This window comes from Acidovorax sp. LjRoot118, assembly GCF_964253575.1.
Classification (GTDB): Bacteria; Pseudomonadota; Gammaproteobacteria; order Burkholderiales; family Burkholderiaceae_C; genus Acidovorax.
In genome coordinates, this window is sequence record NZ_CAXURB020000001.1 from 2,728,631 (window position 1) to 2,744,947 (window position 16,317).

13 protein-coding genes are annotated in these 16,317 nt (G+C 64.4%); 11 read left to right on the top strand and 2 right to left on the bottom strand.

Translation table 11 applies throughout. The annotated features are described in order from the left end of the window. The first annotated feature begins 189 nt into the window (after positions 1-189). The 6 genes from ACSQ9E_RS12765 (at position 190) to ACSQ9E_RS12790 (ending at position 8,377) form a co-directional block, all read left to right on the top strand. Positions 190-2,073, top strand: coding sequence for a serine hydrolase domain-containing protein (locus ACSQ9E_RS12765; RefSeq protein ID WP_436217980.1), 1,884 nt, complete (start codon positions 190-192; stop codon positions 2,071-2,073). A gap of 315 nt (positions 2,074-2,388) precedes the next feature. Further along, positions 2,389-2,634 carry a hypothetical protein gene (locus ACSQ9E_RS12770; protein ID WP_436217981.1) on the top strand — a complete coding sequence of 82 codons (246 nt, stop codon included), beginning with the start codon at positions 2,389-2,391 and terminating at the stop codon, positions 2,632-2,634. A 12-nt stretch (positions 2,635-2,646) separates the two neighbouring features. Next, positions 2,647-4,722 (top strand): AAA family ATPase, encoded by a 2,076-nt coding sequence (locus ACSQ9E_RS12775; protein ID WP_436217982.1) that lies wholly within the window; start codon positions 2,647-2,649, stop codon positions 4,720-4,722. A 90-nt stretch (positions 4,723-4,812) separates the two neighbouring features. Beyond that, positions 4,813-6,159 carry an amino-acid N-acetyltransferase gene (argA, locus tag ACSQ9E_RS12780; RefSeq protein WP_057267409.1) on the top strand — a complete coding sequence of 449 codons (1,347 nt, stop codon included), beginning with the start codon at positions 4,813-4,815 and terminating at the stop codon, positions 6,157-6,159. Between the two features lie 167 nt (positions 6,160-6,326). Beyond that, positions 6,327-7,259, top strand: a complete 933-nt coding sequence (locus ACSQ9E_RS12785; RefSeq protein WP_436217983.1) for a bifunctional enoyl-CoA hydratase/phosphate acetyltransferase — start codon at positions 6,327-6,329, stop codon at positions 7,257-7,259. After that, on the top strand, positions 7,256-8,377 hold the full coding sequence (locus ACSQ9E_RS12790) for an acetate/propionate family kinase (RefSeq protein WP_436217984.1): 1,122 nt from the start codon (positions 7,256-7,258) through the stop codon (positions 8,375-8,377). The genes ACSQ9E_RS12785 and ACSQ9E_RS12790 overlap by 4 nt, the downstream gene beginning before the upstream one ends. Before the next feature lie 8 nt (positions 8,378-8,385). Here the strand turns inward: ACSQ9E_RS12790 and bla are convergent, their stop codons facing one another. Next, positions 8,386-9,228 (bottom strand): class A beta-lactamase, encoded by an 843-nt coding sequence (gene bla, locus ACSQ9E_RS12795; RefSeq protein WP_436220213.1) that lies wholly within the window; start codon positions 9,226-9,228, stop codon positions 8,386-8,388. 148 nt (positions 9,229-9,376) lie between these two features. On the opposite strand from bla, the gene ACSQ9E_RS12800 reads away from it, so the two are divergent. Then, complete coding sequence (locus ACSQ9E_RS12800) at positions 9,377-10,234, top strand: LysR substrate-binding domain-containing protein (RefSeq protein ID WP_436217985.1); 858 nt, start codon at positions 9,377-9,379, stop codon at positions 10,232-10,234. Positions 10,235-10,238: 4 nt separating this feature from the next. On the opposite strand, the gene ACSQ9E_RS12805 is transcribed toward ACSQ9E_RS12800, so the two are convergent. Then, a complete protein-coding gene (locus tag ACSQ9E_RS12805) occupies positions 10,239-11,879 on the bottom strand; it encodes an HD domain-containing phosphohydrolase (RefSeq protein ID WP_436217986.1) in 1,641 nt (546 codons plus the stop codon). A 91-nt stretch (positions 11,880-11,970) separates the two neighbouring features. Between ACSQ9E_RS12805 and trhO the strand changes: the two genes are divergently transcribed. The 4 genes from trhO (at position 11,971) to ACSQ9E_RS12825 (ending at position 16,058) form a co-directional block, all read left to right on the top strand. Next, positions 11,971-12,951, top strand: coding sequence for an oxygen-dependent tRNA uridine(34) hydroxylase TrhO (gene trhO, locus ACSQ9E_RS12810; RefSeq protein ID WP_436217987.1), 981 nt, complete (start codon positions 11,971-11,973; stop codon positions 12,949-12,951). After that, positions 12,948-13,619 carry a glutathione S-transferase gene (locus ACSQ9E_RS12815; protein WP_436217988.1) on the top strand — a complete coding sequence of 224 codons (672 nt, stop codon included), beginning with the start codon at positions 12,948-12,950 and terminating at the stop codon, positions 13,617-13,619. Before trhO ends, ACSQ9E_RS12815 begins: the two co-directional genes overlap by 4 nt. Positions 13,620-13,951: 332 nt before the next feature. Then, entirely contained in the window at positions 13,952-15,223 is a 1,272-nt protein-coding gene (locus tag ACSQ9E_RS12820) for an AAA family ATPase (protein WP_436217989.1), read from the top strand. Next, on the top strand, positions 15,216-16,058 hold the full coding sequence (locus ACSQ9E_RS12825) for a DUF4435 domain-containing protein (RefSeq protein WP_436217990.1): 843 nt from the start codon (positions 15,216-15,218) through the stop codon (positions 16,056-16,058). Before ACSQ9E_RS12820 ends, ACSQ9E_RS12825 begins: the two co-directional genes overlap by 8 nt. Positions 16,059-16,317: the final 259 nt, after the last annotated feature.

The window sequence follows — 16,317 nt, forward strand, 5'->3', positions numbered from 1 at the left end:
CATTATCCGAGGCAGGCGTTGGCCTTGTGCAACACCGGCCATGCGCGAGCGGCCAGGGGGCACGCTGCCGCCCCATCGGGTAAGCTTTTCGGTGCGAAACGACTGCTGGACCGGGTGATTTTCAGGATGTAATCACCCCATCACCCACCGGCAATGTCGTCACGCTGCGCGCACCCCAGAATATCCCGAATGCCCCCGCAGACATCTGCTTCCAAGCCTCCCCTGGACGAACGCATCCCCACCCCATCGCGCCGCGACTGGCTGGCATGGACCGGCACCGCGGCACTGGCCCCCTGGCTGCCCGGCTGCGGTGGCAGCGGCGCCCCCGCGCCCAACCTGGATGCCACCATGGCCTGGGGCCGCCGCCAGATCCGCCAGGCCATGCAGGCCAGTGACACACGGGCCGCCTCGATTGCGGTGATGTACGGTGACCGCATCGTCTGGCAGGAGGCCTTTGGGGTGCTGCGCGATACCTCTGCCAACCCAGCCACCCCGGCCGCCCCCGCCACGCCGGAAACCCGGTTCAACGTGGGCTCGGTCAGCAAGGTGGTCGCGGCGCTGGCCGTCATGATCCTCGCAGACCGCCAACTGGTGCAGCTCGATGCCCCGGTGGTGCGCTACCTGCCGCAGTTCAGCATGCTGTCGTCCGGCTACCGAGACATCACCGTGCGGCATTTGCTCAGCCATGCCTCGGGCCTGCCCGGCACCTACCTGCACAACATGTTCGCGTTTGCCCCGATTCCAGGGTATGCGGCCGGGGTGGAGGCCGCGCTGGCCGACATGCACCTCAAACACGCCCCTGGGGCCATGGCGGTCTACTGCAATGATGGCTTCACGTTGATCGAGCGCATCGTGCAGGCCGTCACGGGCCAGAGCTACCCCGCGTTCGTGCAGTCGGCCATCCTCACGCCGCTCAGCATGGGCCGCTCGGGCTTCACGCTGCGGCCCCTGCCCGAGGGCAGCTTCGCGCCGGGCTACATCGGCCAGGCCCGGCAAGGGCAGGAGTTCGTGATGGGCTACGCTACGAGCGGGCTGTGCACCACGCCCGGCGACATGATGCGGCTTGCCGCCCTGCTGATACAGGGCGGCGAGCAGGATGGCCAGCGCGTGGTCTCGAAGGCCGGCGTGCTGGAGATGGGCCGCGACCAGAACCAGGGCCTGCGCATCGACCTGGCCCCCGACTGGCACTGGGGCCTGGGCTGGGACAGCACGCAGCAGCCGGGCCTGGACGCCGCCGGCGTGCGGGCCTGGCAAAAGAGCGGCAGCACGGTGTTCTGCGCCAGCGACTTCTATGTGCTGCCCCAGGCCGGCATGGCCTTGCTGCTCACGGGCAACGCCCCGGGCTTTCGCCCCGGCCCCATCGCCGAAGGCATCCTGCTGCGGGCCTTGCAGGAGACCGGCCACCTGCTGGCCCTGCCCGGCAAGGTGAGCGCCACCGCGCCTTCGGTCGCCACGTCGTCCGCCACCGAGGTCGATGCCGTGCTCGGCATCTATGGACGTGCGTCCAAGCCGTTGAAGGTGGTTTCGCCCGACAGCCAGCAGGTCGATATCTCGGTGTGGTCCGCGGCGCTCAAGGATTGGGAACCGCTGTGCGACGGCCTGCGCCTGCGCAGCGATGGCTGGTGGTGGGCGGATGCCAAGCCCGGCACGCACTACCGCTGGGAGCAGGCCGATGGCCGGCGCTACCTGCTGTCGCGCGAGCCGGCCCGCGCCGGGCACTACTGGGTCACCACGCCGATGGCACAGCAGATGCCCCGCGCAAGCGCCCCGCTGCCCGCCGCCTGGGCCGACCGCCTGGACACCACCTGGATCCAGGCCAACGAAGCGCCGGAATCGATCCTGCTGGCAGCCGGCAGCATGGCCACTGCCACCCTGAGGGAGTTGCCCGAGCTGCGCGGCTACCTGTTCTGGGATGACCGCCAGCTCTTGCTCCCCCTGTCGGCAGACCGCGCCGGCATGGCGGTGCAGGTGCCGCTGCACGAAGGCCGCGACCTGGTCGAACTGGTCGTACGGACGCAGGACCAGCAGGAGTGGCTGCACGCAGCGGGCTGGGTCTATCGCCAGGGCGATTGATCGGCGCACGCGGTCACTGTTCCTTTCACGCGACAGTCAGCGTTTTTGCAACGCCCCCGGCTTGCCACACGCTGCGCGGCTCGCCACAATGGCGCCTTCTTTCCGCAACGCTTGGCCATGTCGGCCACCGCTGAAAGCCCTGGAGGTCACCGCCATGTTTGTTCCCTTGTTCGCTCCTGCCTGACCACAGTCCACCGCCCCGGCTGGACTGTGCATTCACGAGTCCAGCCACGGCAAACAAGCGCACCTTGCACCCAGTGCAGCGCTCCACAAGCCCTGGCTACCTTGCCGGGGTTTTTTGTTTGTGGAGTGCACATGAGTGCCCAAAAATTGTCCCGCGCCTACGCCCAGGGTGAAATCAAAAAGCTGCGCCGCATGAAGCAGCCCCTGGTGCTGAAGCTCGAACCCTCGGGCCCGCCCAGAAACCCTGTGGCCACCGCGCTGGCCCGGCGCAGCCTGTCCAGCGCGGCAGGCAAGCACATACGCAGCCGCGGGGCCCAGCGCCGCGCGGACAACGTCGCCCTGCGCAAGGCGATCCAAGGCAAGCTACAGAACGATTGATTGATTGACGATATGAATCCATTCACCAACGACGTGCCGCCGCACCTGCGGCACCCCCTGCACCCCACCGCGGCACTGGCCGCGGGCGGGTTGCCCACCACCGCAGCGCAGGCAGCGCCGGCCCCCGTGCATGCGCATGGGGGCCCTGCCCCTGCGGGCGCCTTGACGGCGGCCGAGCTGGCCGTGCGCCAGCAGGCGCTGGCCCAGGCGGCCGCGCAGCTCAAGGCCGAGCTCTTCGGCATCGACGACGTGATCGACCGAGTGATCGATGCCGTGCGCGCCTGGTACGTGCTGCCCCAGCTCATCAGCCGCCCGGTCATCGTCTGCCTGTGGGGCCTGACCGGCACCGGCAAGACGCAGCTCACGCGGCGCCTGGCGCAGCTGCTGGGCTTTTACGACCGCTTCGTGGAAGTGCAGATGGACGGCTTCAGCCACGGCGCCAGCTACCGCAGCTCCACCATCTCGGGCATGCTGGGCGACTCGGGCATCCACGAAGGCGCGCCGGGCGTGCTGGTGCTCGACGAATTCCAGCGCTTTCGCACCATGGACCGCAAGGGCGAGGACGTGAAGGTCGAGCGCTACCAGGACGTGTGGACGCTGCTCTCCGACGGGCGCCTGCCGCCTGCGCTGAGCGCGCTGTCCAACATCGAGCGCAAGCTGGCCGACGCCCACTACGAGGCCGAGCGCGCCGAAACCGACGACGACGCGCGCGCGGGCAAGGCCCCCTACCGCTTCCAGCTCGACGCCTGGGACGGGCAGGAGCTCAAGCGCATGCTCAAGCTGCAAGAGCCGCTGGCCGAGATCATGCAGTGGCCGCCCGCCAAGGTGCAGGCGCTGTTCACGCGCTTTCAGCAGTCGCACCACGCATGGGAGACCGACTACAGCAAGCTGCTGGTCTTCGTCTGCGGCAACCTCGACGAGATGTACCACGAGACCGCCCAGCGCGTGGAGGACTGCGATACCGACGCCGACATCTTCCACCGCCTCACGCGCAAGCTCTCGCTGATCGACGTGAAGAAGGCGCTGGGCGAACGCTTCAAGCCCGAGCAGATCGCGCGCCTGGGCAACGAGCATGTGATCTACCCCTCGTTCAGCAAGGCGACCTACGAGCAGCTCATCCGCAACCTGTGCACGCGCTATGTGGACGACATCGCTGCGCAGTGCGGCGTGCGCTTTGCCATCGGGCAGGACGTGCTCGATGAGCTGTATGCCAATGCCGTCTTTCCAGCGCAGGGCACGCGGCCGCTGTTCTCGTCAGTGCACGCCATTCTCAGCGCCAACCTGGTCAACGCCGCGCTGTGGGTCATGCAGGAGCAATTGCCGCTGGGGCAGGAGTTCCCCATCACGCTCGCGCCTGGCAAGCGGCATTTGCTGGTGCAGGGCCAGGGTCCGCAGGGGCCGGCAGAAGCCACCTTCCCGGTGGTGCTGGAATTGAACCGCCTCAAGCAGCGCGCCAACGCCGACTTTCGCGCTTTGCTGGCGGTGCACGAGGCCGGCCACGGCCTGGCGTACTGCGTGCTGTTCGGCCATGCCCCGCAGGAGGTGAAGATCAACATCGCCTCGTTCGAGGGCGGGTACAACAGCTTTTCCAGCCTGAAAGCCACCACCCGGCAGAACGCGCTGGACATGATGTGCGTGGGCCTGGCCGGCCGCGTGGCCGAGGAGCTGGTGTTCGGCGAAATGGCCTGCACCACCGGTGCCGAGCAGGACTACAAGCAGGTGACGACCGAGGCCGCGCGCTACATCCGCCACCACGGCTTTGGCGCCCGCCTGGCCCGCACCGACGTGACGGTGGAGATGGACAACCACGTCAACACCGACGTGGCCCCAACCAACGAGGCCATCGAGGCGCTGATGCAGCAGCAGTACCGGCGCGCCCAGGAACTGCTGCAGACCCACCGCGAGGCCCTGGGCCGCACGGTGGACGCGCTGCTGCACCAGGGCACCATCGCCCCGGTGGAGATGGTCGCTTTGCTCAAGGACTGCGGCATTGCGCTGGCAGCCCCGGTGCAGGGCGGCCTGCCGGACGAAGGGCTGGTGCTGGAGCCGTTTGCGGCCAAACTGGGCGCGTTCCGCCAGGCCGTGTGATCCGGCCTGCAGCGTGGGGCGGGGTACGCCCTTATGATGCCGGCCTGCCAACGCATTCTTATTGTTCGGTCGCCCCACCCCTCGCTGCCCATGTCCGCCGTTTTCAATTTTACCTTCGTCCCCTGGTTCCGCTCGGTAGCACCCTACATCCACAAGTTTCGCAACCAGACCTTCGTGATCGGGCTGACGGGTGAAGGCATCGCGGCCGGCAAGCTGCACAGCATTGCGCAGGATCTGGCGCTGATCCAGGCCATGGGTGTGAAGATCGTGCTGGTGCACGGCTTTCGCCCGCAGGTCAACGAGCAGTTGGCGGCCAAGGGGCATGAGGCCAAATACTCGCACGGCATCCGCATCACCGACTCGGTGGCGCTCGACTGCGCGCAGGAGGCCGCCGGCCAACTGCGCTACGAGATCGAGGCTGCCTTCAGCCAGGGCCTGCCCAACACGCCCATGGCCGGCGCCACGGTGCGCGTGATCTCGGGCAACTTCCTCACGGCACGGCCCGTGGGCATCATGGACGGGGTGGACTTTCAGCACTCGGGCCTGGTGCGCAAGGTGGATGTGGCCGGCATACAGCGCACGCTGGACATGGGCGCGCTGGTGCTGCTATCGCCGTTCGGCTTCTCGCCCACCGGCGAGGCCTTCAACCTGAGCATGGAAGAAGTCGCCACCAGCGTGGCCATCGAGCTGCGCGCCGACAAGCTGATCTTTTTGACCGAGGTGCCCGGCATCCGCATGCTGCCCGGCGAGCCCGAGGGCGATGACAACCCCATCGACACCGAGCTGCCGCTGGCCGCAGCCCAGGCCCTGCTGGCCACGCTGCCCACCGCGCAGCAGCCCACCGACACCGGCTTTTACCTGCAGCACTGCGTGAAGGCCTGCAAGGCCGGCGTGGAGCGCAGCCACATTCTGCCGTTTGCGGTGGATGGCTCGCTGCTGCTGGAGGTGTACGTGCACGACGGCATCGGCACCATGGTGATCGACGAAAAGCTCGAAGAGCTGCGCGAGGCCACCATCGACGACGTGGGCGGTATCCTGCAGCTGATCGAGCCGTTCGAGAAGGACGGCACCCTGGTCAAGCGCGACCGCACCGAGATCGAGCGCGACATCTCCGCCTACACCATCATCGACCACGATGGCGTGATCTTCGGCTGCGCGGCGCTCTACCCCTACCCCGAGGCGAAGACGGCCGAGATGGCCGCCGTCACCGTGTCACCGCAAAGCCAGGGCACGGGTGATGGCGAAAAGCTGCTCAAGCGCATCGAGCAGCGCGCCCGCGCTGCGGGCCTGGACAGCATTTTCGTGCTGACCACGCGCACCATGCACTGGTTCATCAAGCGCGGCTTTCAGCCCGCCGACCCCGACTGGCTGCCCGAGGCGCGCAAGCGCAAGTACAACTGGGACCGGCGCAGCCAGGTGCTGGTCAAGAAGCTCTGACGAATTTGCCTTCAACCGGCTAACGTCGTTGGGGAGCCTTGCCGTGCTACAGCACTGTCTGCGGCTCCCCGCCTAGTTATCCGATTGAATGCAAATTCGTATGAGCACCAATATATGACCCGGTCCGGCGTCCTGTTTGTTTTCCAACCAACCCTGGTGATCCCCCGATGAACAGCTTTGATGCCGACACCCTGCTGACCCGTTGCCGCGCGCTGGCGCCAGCGCGCACGGCAATCGTCCACGCGGTCAGCGCCAATGTGCTGCAGGCAGCGCGCGAGGCCCACGAGGCCGGGCTGATCACCCCCGTGCTGGTGGGGCCCGCCGCGCGCACCCGCGAGGCGGCCAAAGCGGCGGGCGTGGACATCTCGGCCTGGCAGGTGATCGATGCCGAGCACAGCCACGACGCGGCTGCGAAGGCCGTGGCCCTGGCCGCCGCCCGCGAGGTCGATGCGCTGATGAAAGGCTCGCTGCACTCCGACGAGCTGATGGCCGCCGTGGTGAAGAGCGACGCCGGCTTGCGCACCGAGCGGCGCATTTCGCACGCCTTTCTGATCGACCAGGAGAGCTACTCCAAGGCCTTCATCATCACCGACGCGGCGGTGAACATCGCGCCCGACCTGGCCACCAAGGTCGACATCGTGCAGAACGCCGTCGATCTCTGGCATGCGCTGTTCGGCGCCGACGTGCTGCCCAAGGTGGCGGTGCTGGCGGCGGTAGAGACCGTCAGCCCGAAGATGATCGCCACGCTCGATGCCGCCGCCCTGTGCAAGATGGCCGACCGGGGCCAGATCACGGGCTGCCTGATCGATGGCCCGCTGGCCTTCGACAATGCCATCAGCGCGGAGGCGGCCCGCACCAAGGGCATCGTCTCGGAGGTCGCGGGCAACGCCGACATCCTGCTGGTGCCCAATATCGAGGCGGGCAACATGCTGGCCAAGCAGCTCATTTTTCTGAGTGGTGCCGAGGCCGCCGGCATCGTGCTGGGCGCGCGCGTACCCATCATCCTGACCAGCCGGGCCGACAGCCAGCGGGCACGCCTGCTGTCCTGCGCCGTGGCGCTGCTGCTGGCCCATGCCCGCAGCAAGGGGCTGATCAAATGAAGCAGAACACCCCCGTGCTGCTGGTGCTGAACGTCGGCTCGTCCAGCATCAAGTTCCAGGTGTTCGAGCGCGAATCCCTCGCCGTGCTGATGGCGGGCAAGGTGACGGGCATCGGCACCAGCGCGCAACTGTCGGCCACCCTGGCTGGGGCCGAGGCCCCGCTGCGCACGCCCTTGCCTGCGGCCGACCACGACACCGCCATGGCGGCCGTGATCGCGCTGATCGACCAGCACGACGACGGCTGGCACCTGGCGGCCGTGGTGCACCGGGTGGTGCATGGCGGTGCTGACTTCCGCACGCCTGTGGTCGTTACCCCGGACATCGTGGCCCGCCTCCAGGCCCTGGCCCCGCTGGCGCCCCTGCACCAGCCGCACAACCTGGCCGGCATTGCAGCGTCAGAGCGCCTTGCCAGCCATGCGCTGGACATCGCCTGCTTCGACACCGCCTTCCATGCGCGCATGGACCCGCTGTTCCAGACCTTTGCGCTGCCCGAGAGCGTGCGCGCGCAGGGGGTGCGCCGCTATGGCTTCCACGGCCTGTCGTACGAATGGCTGGCCCACGAGCTGGCCCGCACCCGCCCCGACCTGGGGCAGGCCCGAGTGGTGGCCGCGCACCTGGGCAACGGCGCCAGCCTGTGCGCCATGCACGCAGGCCGCAGCGTCGACACCACCATGGGCATGACCGCCCTGGACGGCCTGCCCATGGGCACGCGCAGCGGCGCCATCGATGCGGGTGCCGTGATCTACCTGCAGCGCGAGCTGGGCATGGATGCCGCGCAGGTCGAGCAGCTGCTGTACCAGGAGTCGGGCCTCAAAGGTCTGTCCGGTGTCAGCAGCGACATGCAGGCCCTGCTGGCCAGCGCCGACCCGCAGGCGGCCTTTGCGGTCGACTACTTTGCGCTGAAGGTGGCGCAGTACACGGCCATGCTGGCAGTATCGATGGGCGGGCTCGATGCCCTGGTGTTCACCGGCGGCATCGGCGAGAACGCCGAGCCGGTGCGCGCCGCAGTGCTGGCGCGCCTGCCGATGCTGGGCGGTTTCGAGACCCTGGTCATCGCCGCCAATGAAGAAAAGATGATGGCCCTGCACGCCAAGCAACTGCTGGCACTGCAGGGCTAACCCTCTCCCTACGCTGCCAGGGCCCACTGCGCCACCAGCGCCCCGATCTCGGCCATGGCCGCATCGCGCTGCTCGGGCGGTGCCTCGCCCCCGGTCAGGTAGCAGCTCACCACGATGGGCTTGCGCGCTGGCGGCCAGAACACGCCGGCATCGTTGCTGGTGCCGCGCGATGCGGTGCCGGTCTTCTCCCCTGCCTTCCAGCCCTCGGGCAGGCGGGCGCGCAGGCGCTTGTCACCTGTCTTGTTGGCCAGCAGCCAGCCCTGCAGCTTCTCGCGCGAGGCCGGTGACAGGGCCTGGCCCAACGCCAGCGCCTGGATGCAGTGCACCATGGCCACGGGCGTGGTGGTGTCGCGCGGGTCGCCAGGCTTGGCCTCGTTGAGTTCGGGCTCGATGCGGTCCAGCCGGGTGATGCTGTCGCCCAGCGAGCGCACATAGGCCGTGAGCGCGGGTGGGCCGCCGTTGCTGGCCAGCAGCAGGTTGGCGGCGGTGTTGTCGCTCAGGGTCATGGTGCCGGCGCACAGCTCCTCCACGGTGAGGCCTGCGCCATCGGCGTGCGGCTCGGTCACGGGCGAGTAGGTCACCAGGTCTTTTTTGGTGTAGGTGATGCGGCGGTCCAGCTTGTCGTGGCCCTGGTCCACGCGGCGCAGGGTCTGCGCGGCCAGCAGCAGCTTGAAGGTGCTGGCCATGGGAAAGCGCTCTCCCCCCCGGTGCGCGATCTGCCGGCCGGTATGGGTATCGAGCGCCGCCACGCCCACGCGGCCGCCCACGCTGGCCTCGATGCGTTTCAGGTCGGCCAGCCAGGCGGTGTCGGCAGCAGAGCCACTGTTTTTCTGCGGACTGGTCTGGGCCATGGCGGCCAGGGGAATCAAGCCGAAAGCAGCTACGAAATCTCGTCGAATCATCATTTACCTCTGTCGTTGAACGGAATAGACGCAACGATACCGATTCGACGAACAGCGCACCATCGACAATAATCGACCCGAGACCCAAGAAAAACTTATGCACCTGCCGCTCAACGCCCTGCGCGCCTTCGAGGTGTCGGCACGCCACCTGAACCTGACCCGCGCCGCCGACGAGCTCAACGTGAGCCAGACAGCCGTGAGCCAGCACATCCGCAACCTGGAGGACCGGCTGGGCAAGCCGCTGTTTCGCCGCCTGCCCCGGGGCCTGGCGCTCACGGACGAAGGCCAGGCGCTGCTGCCGGTGCTCAGCGATGCCTTCGAGCGCATTGCGGCCGCACTCGAACACATGAGCGATGCCCGCCCGCGCGAGGTGCTTACCGTGGGCGTGGTCGGCACCTTTGCCGTAGGCTGGCTGCTGCCGCGGTTGCGCGACTTTCAGCAGGCCTGCCCCTTCGTGGACCTGCGCCTGCTCACCCACAACAACCGGGTGGACATGGCCGGCGAGGGCCTGGACTACGCGATCCGCTTTGGCGATGGCGCCTGGCACGGCACCGAGGCGCAGTGCATATTGCACGCCCCCATGACCGCCATGTGCGCCCCCGCCCTGGCCCACCACCTGCGCCACCCGGCCGACCTGGCGCGCCAGCCGCTGCTGCGCACCTACCGCGTGGACGAATGGGTGGCCTGGTTCGATGCGGCCGGCGCGCCCTGCCCCGTGGTGCGCGGCGCCGTGTTCGACTCGTCCCTGACCCTGGCCGAGGCGGCTGTACAGGGCGCGGGCGTGGCGCTGCTGCCGGTGAGCATGTTCACGCGCGAGCTGCAACAGGGCCGGCTGGTGCGCCCGTTTGCGCTGGAGCTGCAGCGGGGCGCCTACTGGCTCACGCGGCTGAAATCACGCGTGCCCAGCCCGGCGATGGAGGCCTTCCACCAGTGGCTGATGGCGCAAGTAGCGTGAGACGTTAGCCGACGAGCGCCCTGGCAATCACCTCAGGGGGAATCTCGTCCACCTGCGCGGGCTCCAGAAACTCCTTGCCGTAGCGCGCATAGACCCCTTCGCGCACGAACACCTGGAACAGGTCGGGGTCGATGTGGCCGTTGTCGCGCATCTTGCACATGATGGCCAGCGCCTGCGACAGCGTCATGCCGCTCTTGTACGGCCGGTCGGCCGCAGTCAGCGCCTCGAAGATGTCGGCAATGCCCATCATGCGCGCCTGCACCGACATCTGGTCGCGCGTGAGGCCGCGCGGGTAGCCCTTGCCATCCATGCGCTCGTGGTGGCCGCCCGCGTACTCGGGCACGTTCTTCAGGTGGCGCGGCCAGGGCAGCGTCTCCAGCATCTTGATGGTGGCGACGATGTGGTAGTTCACGGTGTCGCGCTCGGCCTGGGTGAGCGTGCCCGAGCGGATGGTCAGGTTCTCCAGCTCCTCGGCCGTGAGAAAGCTGGTCTGCACGCCCTGCGGGTTGCGCCACTGGCGCGCGGCGGAGATGTCGCGCACGCGCTGCTGGTCCTCGGCGCGCATGGCCTCGGCGCCCTGGTTGCAGCGGCGCATGAACTCGCGCTCCTCCTCCAGCGCCTGGATGCCCTGCTGCAGGCCCTGCAGTTCATGCGCCTCGGCAGCGGCATCCACCACGGGGCGCAGCGCCAGCTGGCGGCGCAGGGCGGCCAGCTCGGCATCGCGCTTGAGCACCTCGAAGCGCGTATCCACCAGGCCGATGCGGTCGTACAGGGTCTGCAGCTTGGTGGCCTTGTCCACCACGTGCACGGGCGTGGTGATCTTGCCGCAGTCGTGCAGCAGGCCGGCCATCTTGAGCTCGTAGCGGTCGCGCTCGGTCATGGTGAAGGATGCCAGCGGCCCCTCCTGCGTGGTGTTCACGGCCTCGGCCAGCATCATGGTCAGGGCCGGCACGCGCTGGCAGTGGCCGCCGGTGTAGGGCGATTTTTCGTCGATGGCCAGGTTGATCAGGTTCACGAACGACTCGAACAGGCGTTCGAGCTGGGTGATCAAAAGCCGGTTGGTCAGCGCAATCGCCGCCTGCGAGGCCAGCGACTCGGCCAGGCTCTGGTCGGCCGTCGAGAACTCGGTGACTTCGCCGGTGGCGGGGTCGCGCGCATTGATGAGCTGCAGCACGCCGATGAGCTCGCGGTCATGGTTGCGCATGGGCACCGTGAGGAAGGACTGCGAGCGGTAGCCGGTGCGCTGGTCGAACAGCCGCGTGCCCGAAAAGTCGAAGCCCTCTTCGCTGTAGGCGTCGGCCACGTTCACCGTGCGGTCGTGGATGGCCGCATAGGCCGCCACCAGCGTATCGTTGGGCGAGCCATCGGCATTGCGCAGCGGCAACTGCGGAAAATCGATGGGCCGGCCCGTGGTGCCGCCCAGGCGGATGTCCAGCGAATCGGTGCGCACGATCTCGAAGCGCAGGGCCGTCTGGTCCTCGGTCACGCTGTAGAGCGTGCCGCCATCGGCCCCGGTGATGGCCTTGGCGGCCTCCAGGATGTTCTCCAGCAGCCGGTCGATGTCGCGCTCGCGCGAGAGCGCGGCACCGATGCCGTTGAGCTGCTCGAGCCGGCGAAAAAGATGGACGGTGGATTCCTTGCTCATGGCGACCTTGGCTGCGGCGTTGGCGACCACCCATCGTAACCAAAAGTGACCGCTATCATCAGCCCTTCTGTCCTGTTTTACACCCGCCTCCGTGCAGTCTGTCACGCCCCCCATCCTCACCGCCGCCCTGTACCAGTTCGTCGACCTGCCCGACTTTGCGGATCTGCGCGACCCTTTGCAGGCGCTGTGCGACGCCCACAGCGTGCGCGGCATGCTGCTGCTGGCGCCCGAAGGCATCAACGGCACCATAGCCGGCCCGCCCGAAGGCGTGCACACGGTGCTGGCCTGGCTGCGCAGCGATGCCCGCTTTGCCGCCCTGCAGCACAAGGAGGCCCTGGGCCAGCGCCAGCCTTTCTACCGCATGCGCGTGCGCTTGAAGCGCGAGATCGTGACCCTGGGCGTACCCGGCCTGAACCCGGCGCGCAACGCGGGCACCTATGTGAAGCCTGAGGACTGGAACGCCCTGATCGCCGACCCCGCCGTGGTGGTGGTGGACACGCGCAACGACTACGAGGTGGGCATAGGCAGCTTTGCGCGAGCCATCAACCCGTACACCAAGAGCTTTGCGGAGTTTCCGGCCTGGGTCGCCGAGCAGTCCGAACCCGGAGGTGCCCTGGCTGGCAAGCCGCGCGTGGCCATGTTCTGCACCGGCGGCATCCGCTGCGAAAAATCGACCGCGCTGCTCAAGTCGCAGGGCTTTGGCGAGGTGTATCACCTCGAAGGCGGCATCCTCAAGTACCTGGAGACCGTGCCCGAGGAAGACAGCCTGTGGCATGGCGACTGCTTTGTCTTCGACGAGCGCGTGTCAGTAGGCCACGGCCTGGCACCCGGCCACCACCAGCTGTGCCGATCCTGCCGCATGCCCCTGGGTGAGGCGGAACTGGCCTCGCCCCACTATGTGGCCGGCGTGAGCTGCCCCTATTGCCACGGCACGCGCACACCCGAGCAGGAACAGGCCCTGGCCGAACGTGAACGCCAGATGCAACTGGCCAAGGCGCGCGGCGAGGAGCACATCGGCGCACGCCAGCCCGGTACGCCGCCCCGCAGCGGGAGCGAGGGCGGGCCTGCATGAGCGCCCTGCCCGTCCTCTACTCCTTTCGCCGCTGCCCCTATGCCATGCGCGCCCGCCTGGCCCTGGCCGTGAGCGGCCAGGTGTGCGAACTGCGCGAGGTGGTGCTGCGCGCCAAGCCCCAGGGCCTGCTGCAGGCATCGCCCAAGGCCACGGTGCCCGTGCTGGTGCTGCCCGATGGGACCGTGCTGGAGCAGAGCCTGGACATCATGCGCTGGGCGCTGGCCTGCAATGACCCTGCCGGCTGGCTTACGCCAAGCCTCGGCGACGAGGCCGGCATGCTGGCGCTGATTGCGGAATGCGATGGTCCCTTCAAGCAGGCGCTGGATCGATGCAAGTACCCGAGCCGGTATCCAGAGGCCGATGCGGCGCTGGCGCGTGCGCGGGCTGTGGAGTGGTTGCAGGGGCTGGAGGCGCGGCTGGCAGAGCAGCCGTTTCTGTTTGGCACCCAAGTCGCGCTGGCCGACATGGCGATTGCGCCCTTTGTGCGGCAGTTTGCGGGGATCGATGCCGATTGGTGGGCTGCGCAGCCCTGGCCGAGGCTGCAGGCCTGGCTGGCGCAATGGCAGGCGAGCGCGCTGTTCGAGAGCGTGATGCCCAAGCTGCCCGCCTGGGTGGATGGTACGGAGGGTGTGCGATTCCCGTTCTCAGATGCCCTGCTTACCTCTTGAGCATCTGCTTGGGGTTCTACGAGCCCAAGTCAGTGCAACGCCAGCACCTTCCGGCTTTGGGCGAGGTGTGGCCGACACTGTTTCTGCGGATCCAAGACAGTGTCAAGACGGCTTTCGATGAAGCTGTGATTGCAGAAGAATTGAGCTCGCAGACGAGGGTGGGAGATGATGCCGCAGTTCATATACGTTGCATTTACCGAAGTAGTGCAACTGGCTTTTAGCGAGTTCGCGGTCAAGTCCTCCAACGCTGCCACGCTTGCAATCATGTCAAATTGCACTTGCAATTGCGCTTAATTTACAGTAATTTACACAAAACTCAATCTGACCAATCCATGTTCAAAATTAGCTCTATAGAAGTTACTGGATTTTGGCAATCAAAAATTGCCAGTGCCGACTTTCGCGATGATGTAAATATTATCATCGGAAAAAACGGAACGGGAAAAACCACATTCATGAATATTGCTCACGCAGTTCTTTCCGTGGATGGAGAGGCACTGTCTGAAAACATATTCAATACCGCAACTTTGATTCTAACGGATGGAAAGCGAAAGCGTACGGTACGTGCGGAGCGTATAGAGCCAGCCTCATCCCCATTCCCCGCCATTGTTTATCACATTTCAAATCGGCGATATGTCGCCGCGCTCGTGGGCTCTATTGACGGCAGATCAATGCCCTTGTCGTTGCGCCGACGAGCAGCAGAGGAACTGCAAATAATAAAAGGAAAAATAAGCGCACTGGTTTCGGTTGCATCTCTATCGGTTTATCGTATTGGTGGCGAAACAGATCCTGAACTGCGAGAGCGAATGGGGAAAAACGCCTCATCCACCGTTGATTTGCGATTAATGAGTTTAATGCATCGACTAACCCAATATCAGCTCGAACTTTCCAGCGCAGCACGCGAGGTCTCAACAAAGCTTCAACGCGACGTGCTCACGTCATTATTATACGCAGAGCAAAAGAAGGATAGGCATTATCGACTGGATTTTAATGAGGCGACTGAAAATCAAAATCTCGTCTCAACCTATCGCCAACTTGGAGTTTCTGGGCCTGAAGTTAGTAAAAAAATTCAAGATCATATCACTGCCGTCGGAAATGCTGTGCGAAATTTGAAAGTGTGGAGTGCACAAAAGCCAAAAGACAGAGCCCCACCGGATGTTGATTTCGCTGCCATGGATGCGTTCATGCTGACTCGAACGGTTGTTGAAAAATCATTGGAAGCGGAGGCGAAGACGAAATCCATATTCAGTCAGGTAGAGCTCTTTCTCGACAAGCTAAAATCTTTTATCACTGATAAAGCTTTCTCCTTTAATGGCGGAGAGTTGGTTGTTACAACCGAGGGCCCACTTCCTTTGGTCAAGCTGTCATCTGGAGAGAAGCAACTCTTAATTCTCTTTATCGAAGCACTTCTTCAAAAACAACAGCCGTATATTTTTCTTGCGGACGAGCCCGAACTATCCTTACATATAGCATGGCAGAGAAGCATTATTTCTGCCATCCGCTCTCTGAATCCGAATGCGCAAATTGTCGTTGCAACGCATTCGCCAGAGATTGCCGGGAAATTTCAAGATTGCTTGCTCAACATGGGAGAAATACTCCATGGATGACGATGCTTCATACTCTGATGACGCACTCAATATACGTCACGCTTTTTTCGAGGCTAAGACAATTGTTTATGTTGAAGGCGATGATGATGTTCTTTTTTGGCAAGAGATTTTTTCTCAAGTTGCAGATGACGCATTTGAAATTGAATCAGTAGGAGGGGCGCCGGCACTTGATGCATATATCAGCAAAATAGATGCTGGGCAACTTCGCGCCATTGCCGCTCGTGACGCAGACTTTCTTCCAATACTTGGAAATTGCAAAAAAAATCCAAAAATTATTTATACTTTCGGCTATTCCATTGAAAATAGTTTGTATGTTTCAGATTCAATTGCCCAGTTAGTCCGAGCATGGTGCAAATCACCTCTAGTGACTGTCAGTGATTGCGGAAATTGGCTGGAGGAATTTGCCGCGACAGTTAAACCCCTAGTTCATCTTGACGCAGCCAATGCAATATCATTTGCAGGATTGCCGACCATAGGAGATAATTGCAGCCGTTATATGATGGACAATAATTCCCCAAACGCATGCCCCAAAAAAGTGAATTTAGCTGCTTCAAGTATTTTTGCAAAAATTGATCCATCTGCTTTAGCATCTGCAAGCGCCACCATCGGCACCCTCCCCTCTGATGTACTTATCCACATGCGAGGACACTTCCTTGCATCGGCCGTTCATCAGTACATCACCAAGCAAGCGAAAAATTACGGACGAAAAGTCAGTATATCCGCTGAATCTCTTTACGCCGCCGCGATAATGCATTTCTCTGGCGCACTTTCTTTAACCCATCCTCATAAAAATCATTATATAAGCTCAGCCATTTCCGCTTGGAAAGCGATTTGATAAAGAATTAAATCCATGAAATTTAAACGTTTGAATAATATTTCACAACCACGCGAATTTATTAATATTGTTGATTTTTCATTGCTATATGATAATATTCGAGCGCACGCCGCGCGGCATGGTGTTGACCCATGCAGGCGAAGCCCTGCTGCGCGATGCGCGGGCCATCTTCGGCATGACGGACTAGGGGGGCGCGGCAAACGCGGGCGGCTGGGTGCGGGGGCCTATAGCTCGACCATCTTCGGCAACGTTACGAACA

Bases quoted from the DNA above. Each gene is read 5' to 3' on its own strand.
- ACSQ9E_RS12765 (WP_436217980.1), top strand. From the start codon at position 190: ATGCCCCCGCAGACATCTGCTTCCAAGCCTCCCCTGGACGAACGCATC.
- ACSQ9E_RS12770 (WP_436217981.1), top strand. From the start codon at position 2,389: ATGAGTGCCCAAAAATTGTCCCGCGCCTACGCCCAGGGTGAAATCAAA.
- ACSQ9E_RS12775 (WP_436217982.1), top strand. From the start codon at position 2,647: ATGAATCCATTCACCAACGACGTGCCGCCGCACCTGCGGCACCCCCTG.
- argA (WP_057267409.1), top strand. From the start codon at position 4,813: ATGTCCGCCGTTTTCAATTTTACCTTCGTCCCCTGGTTCCGCTCGGTA.
- ACSQ9E_RS12785 (WP_436217983.1), top strand. From the start codon at position 6,327: ATGAACAGCTTTGATGCCGACACCCTGCTGACCCGTTGCCGCGCGCTG.
- ACSQ9E_RS12790 (WP_436217984.1), top strand. From the start codon at position 7,256: ATGAAGCAGAACACCCCCGTGCTGCTGGTGCTGAACGTCGGCTCGTCC.
- bla (WP_436220213.1), bottom strand. From the start codon at position 9,228: ATGGCCCAGACCAGTCCGCAGAAAAACAGTGGCTCTGCTGCCGACACC.
- ACSQ9E_RS12800 (WP_436217985.1), top strand. From the start codon at position 9,377: ATGCACCTGCCGCTCAACGCCCTGCGCGCCTTCGAGGTGTCGGCACGC.
- ACSQ9E_RS12805 (WP_436217986.1), bottom strand. From the start codon at position 11,879: ATGAGCAAGGAATCCACCGTCCATCTTTTTCGCCGGCTCGAGCAGCTC.
- ACSQ9E_RS12815 (WP_436217988.1), top strand. From the start codon at position 12,948: ATGAGCGCCCTGCCCGTCCTCTACTCCTTTCGCCGCTGCCCCTATGCC.
- ACSQ9E_RS12820 (WP_436217989.1), top strand. From the start codon at position 13,952: ATGTTCAAAATTAGCTCTATAGAAGTTACTGGATTTTGGCAATCAAAA.
- ACSQ9E_RS12825 (WP_436217990.1), top strand. From the start codon at position 15,216: ATGGATGACGATGCTTCATACTCTGATGACGCACTCAATATACGTCAC.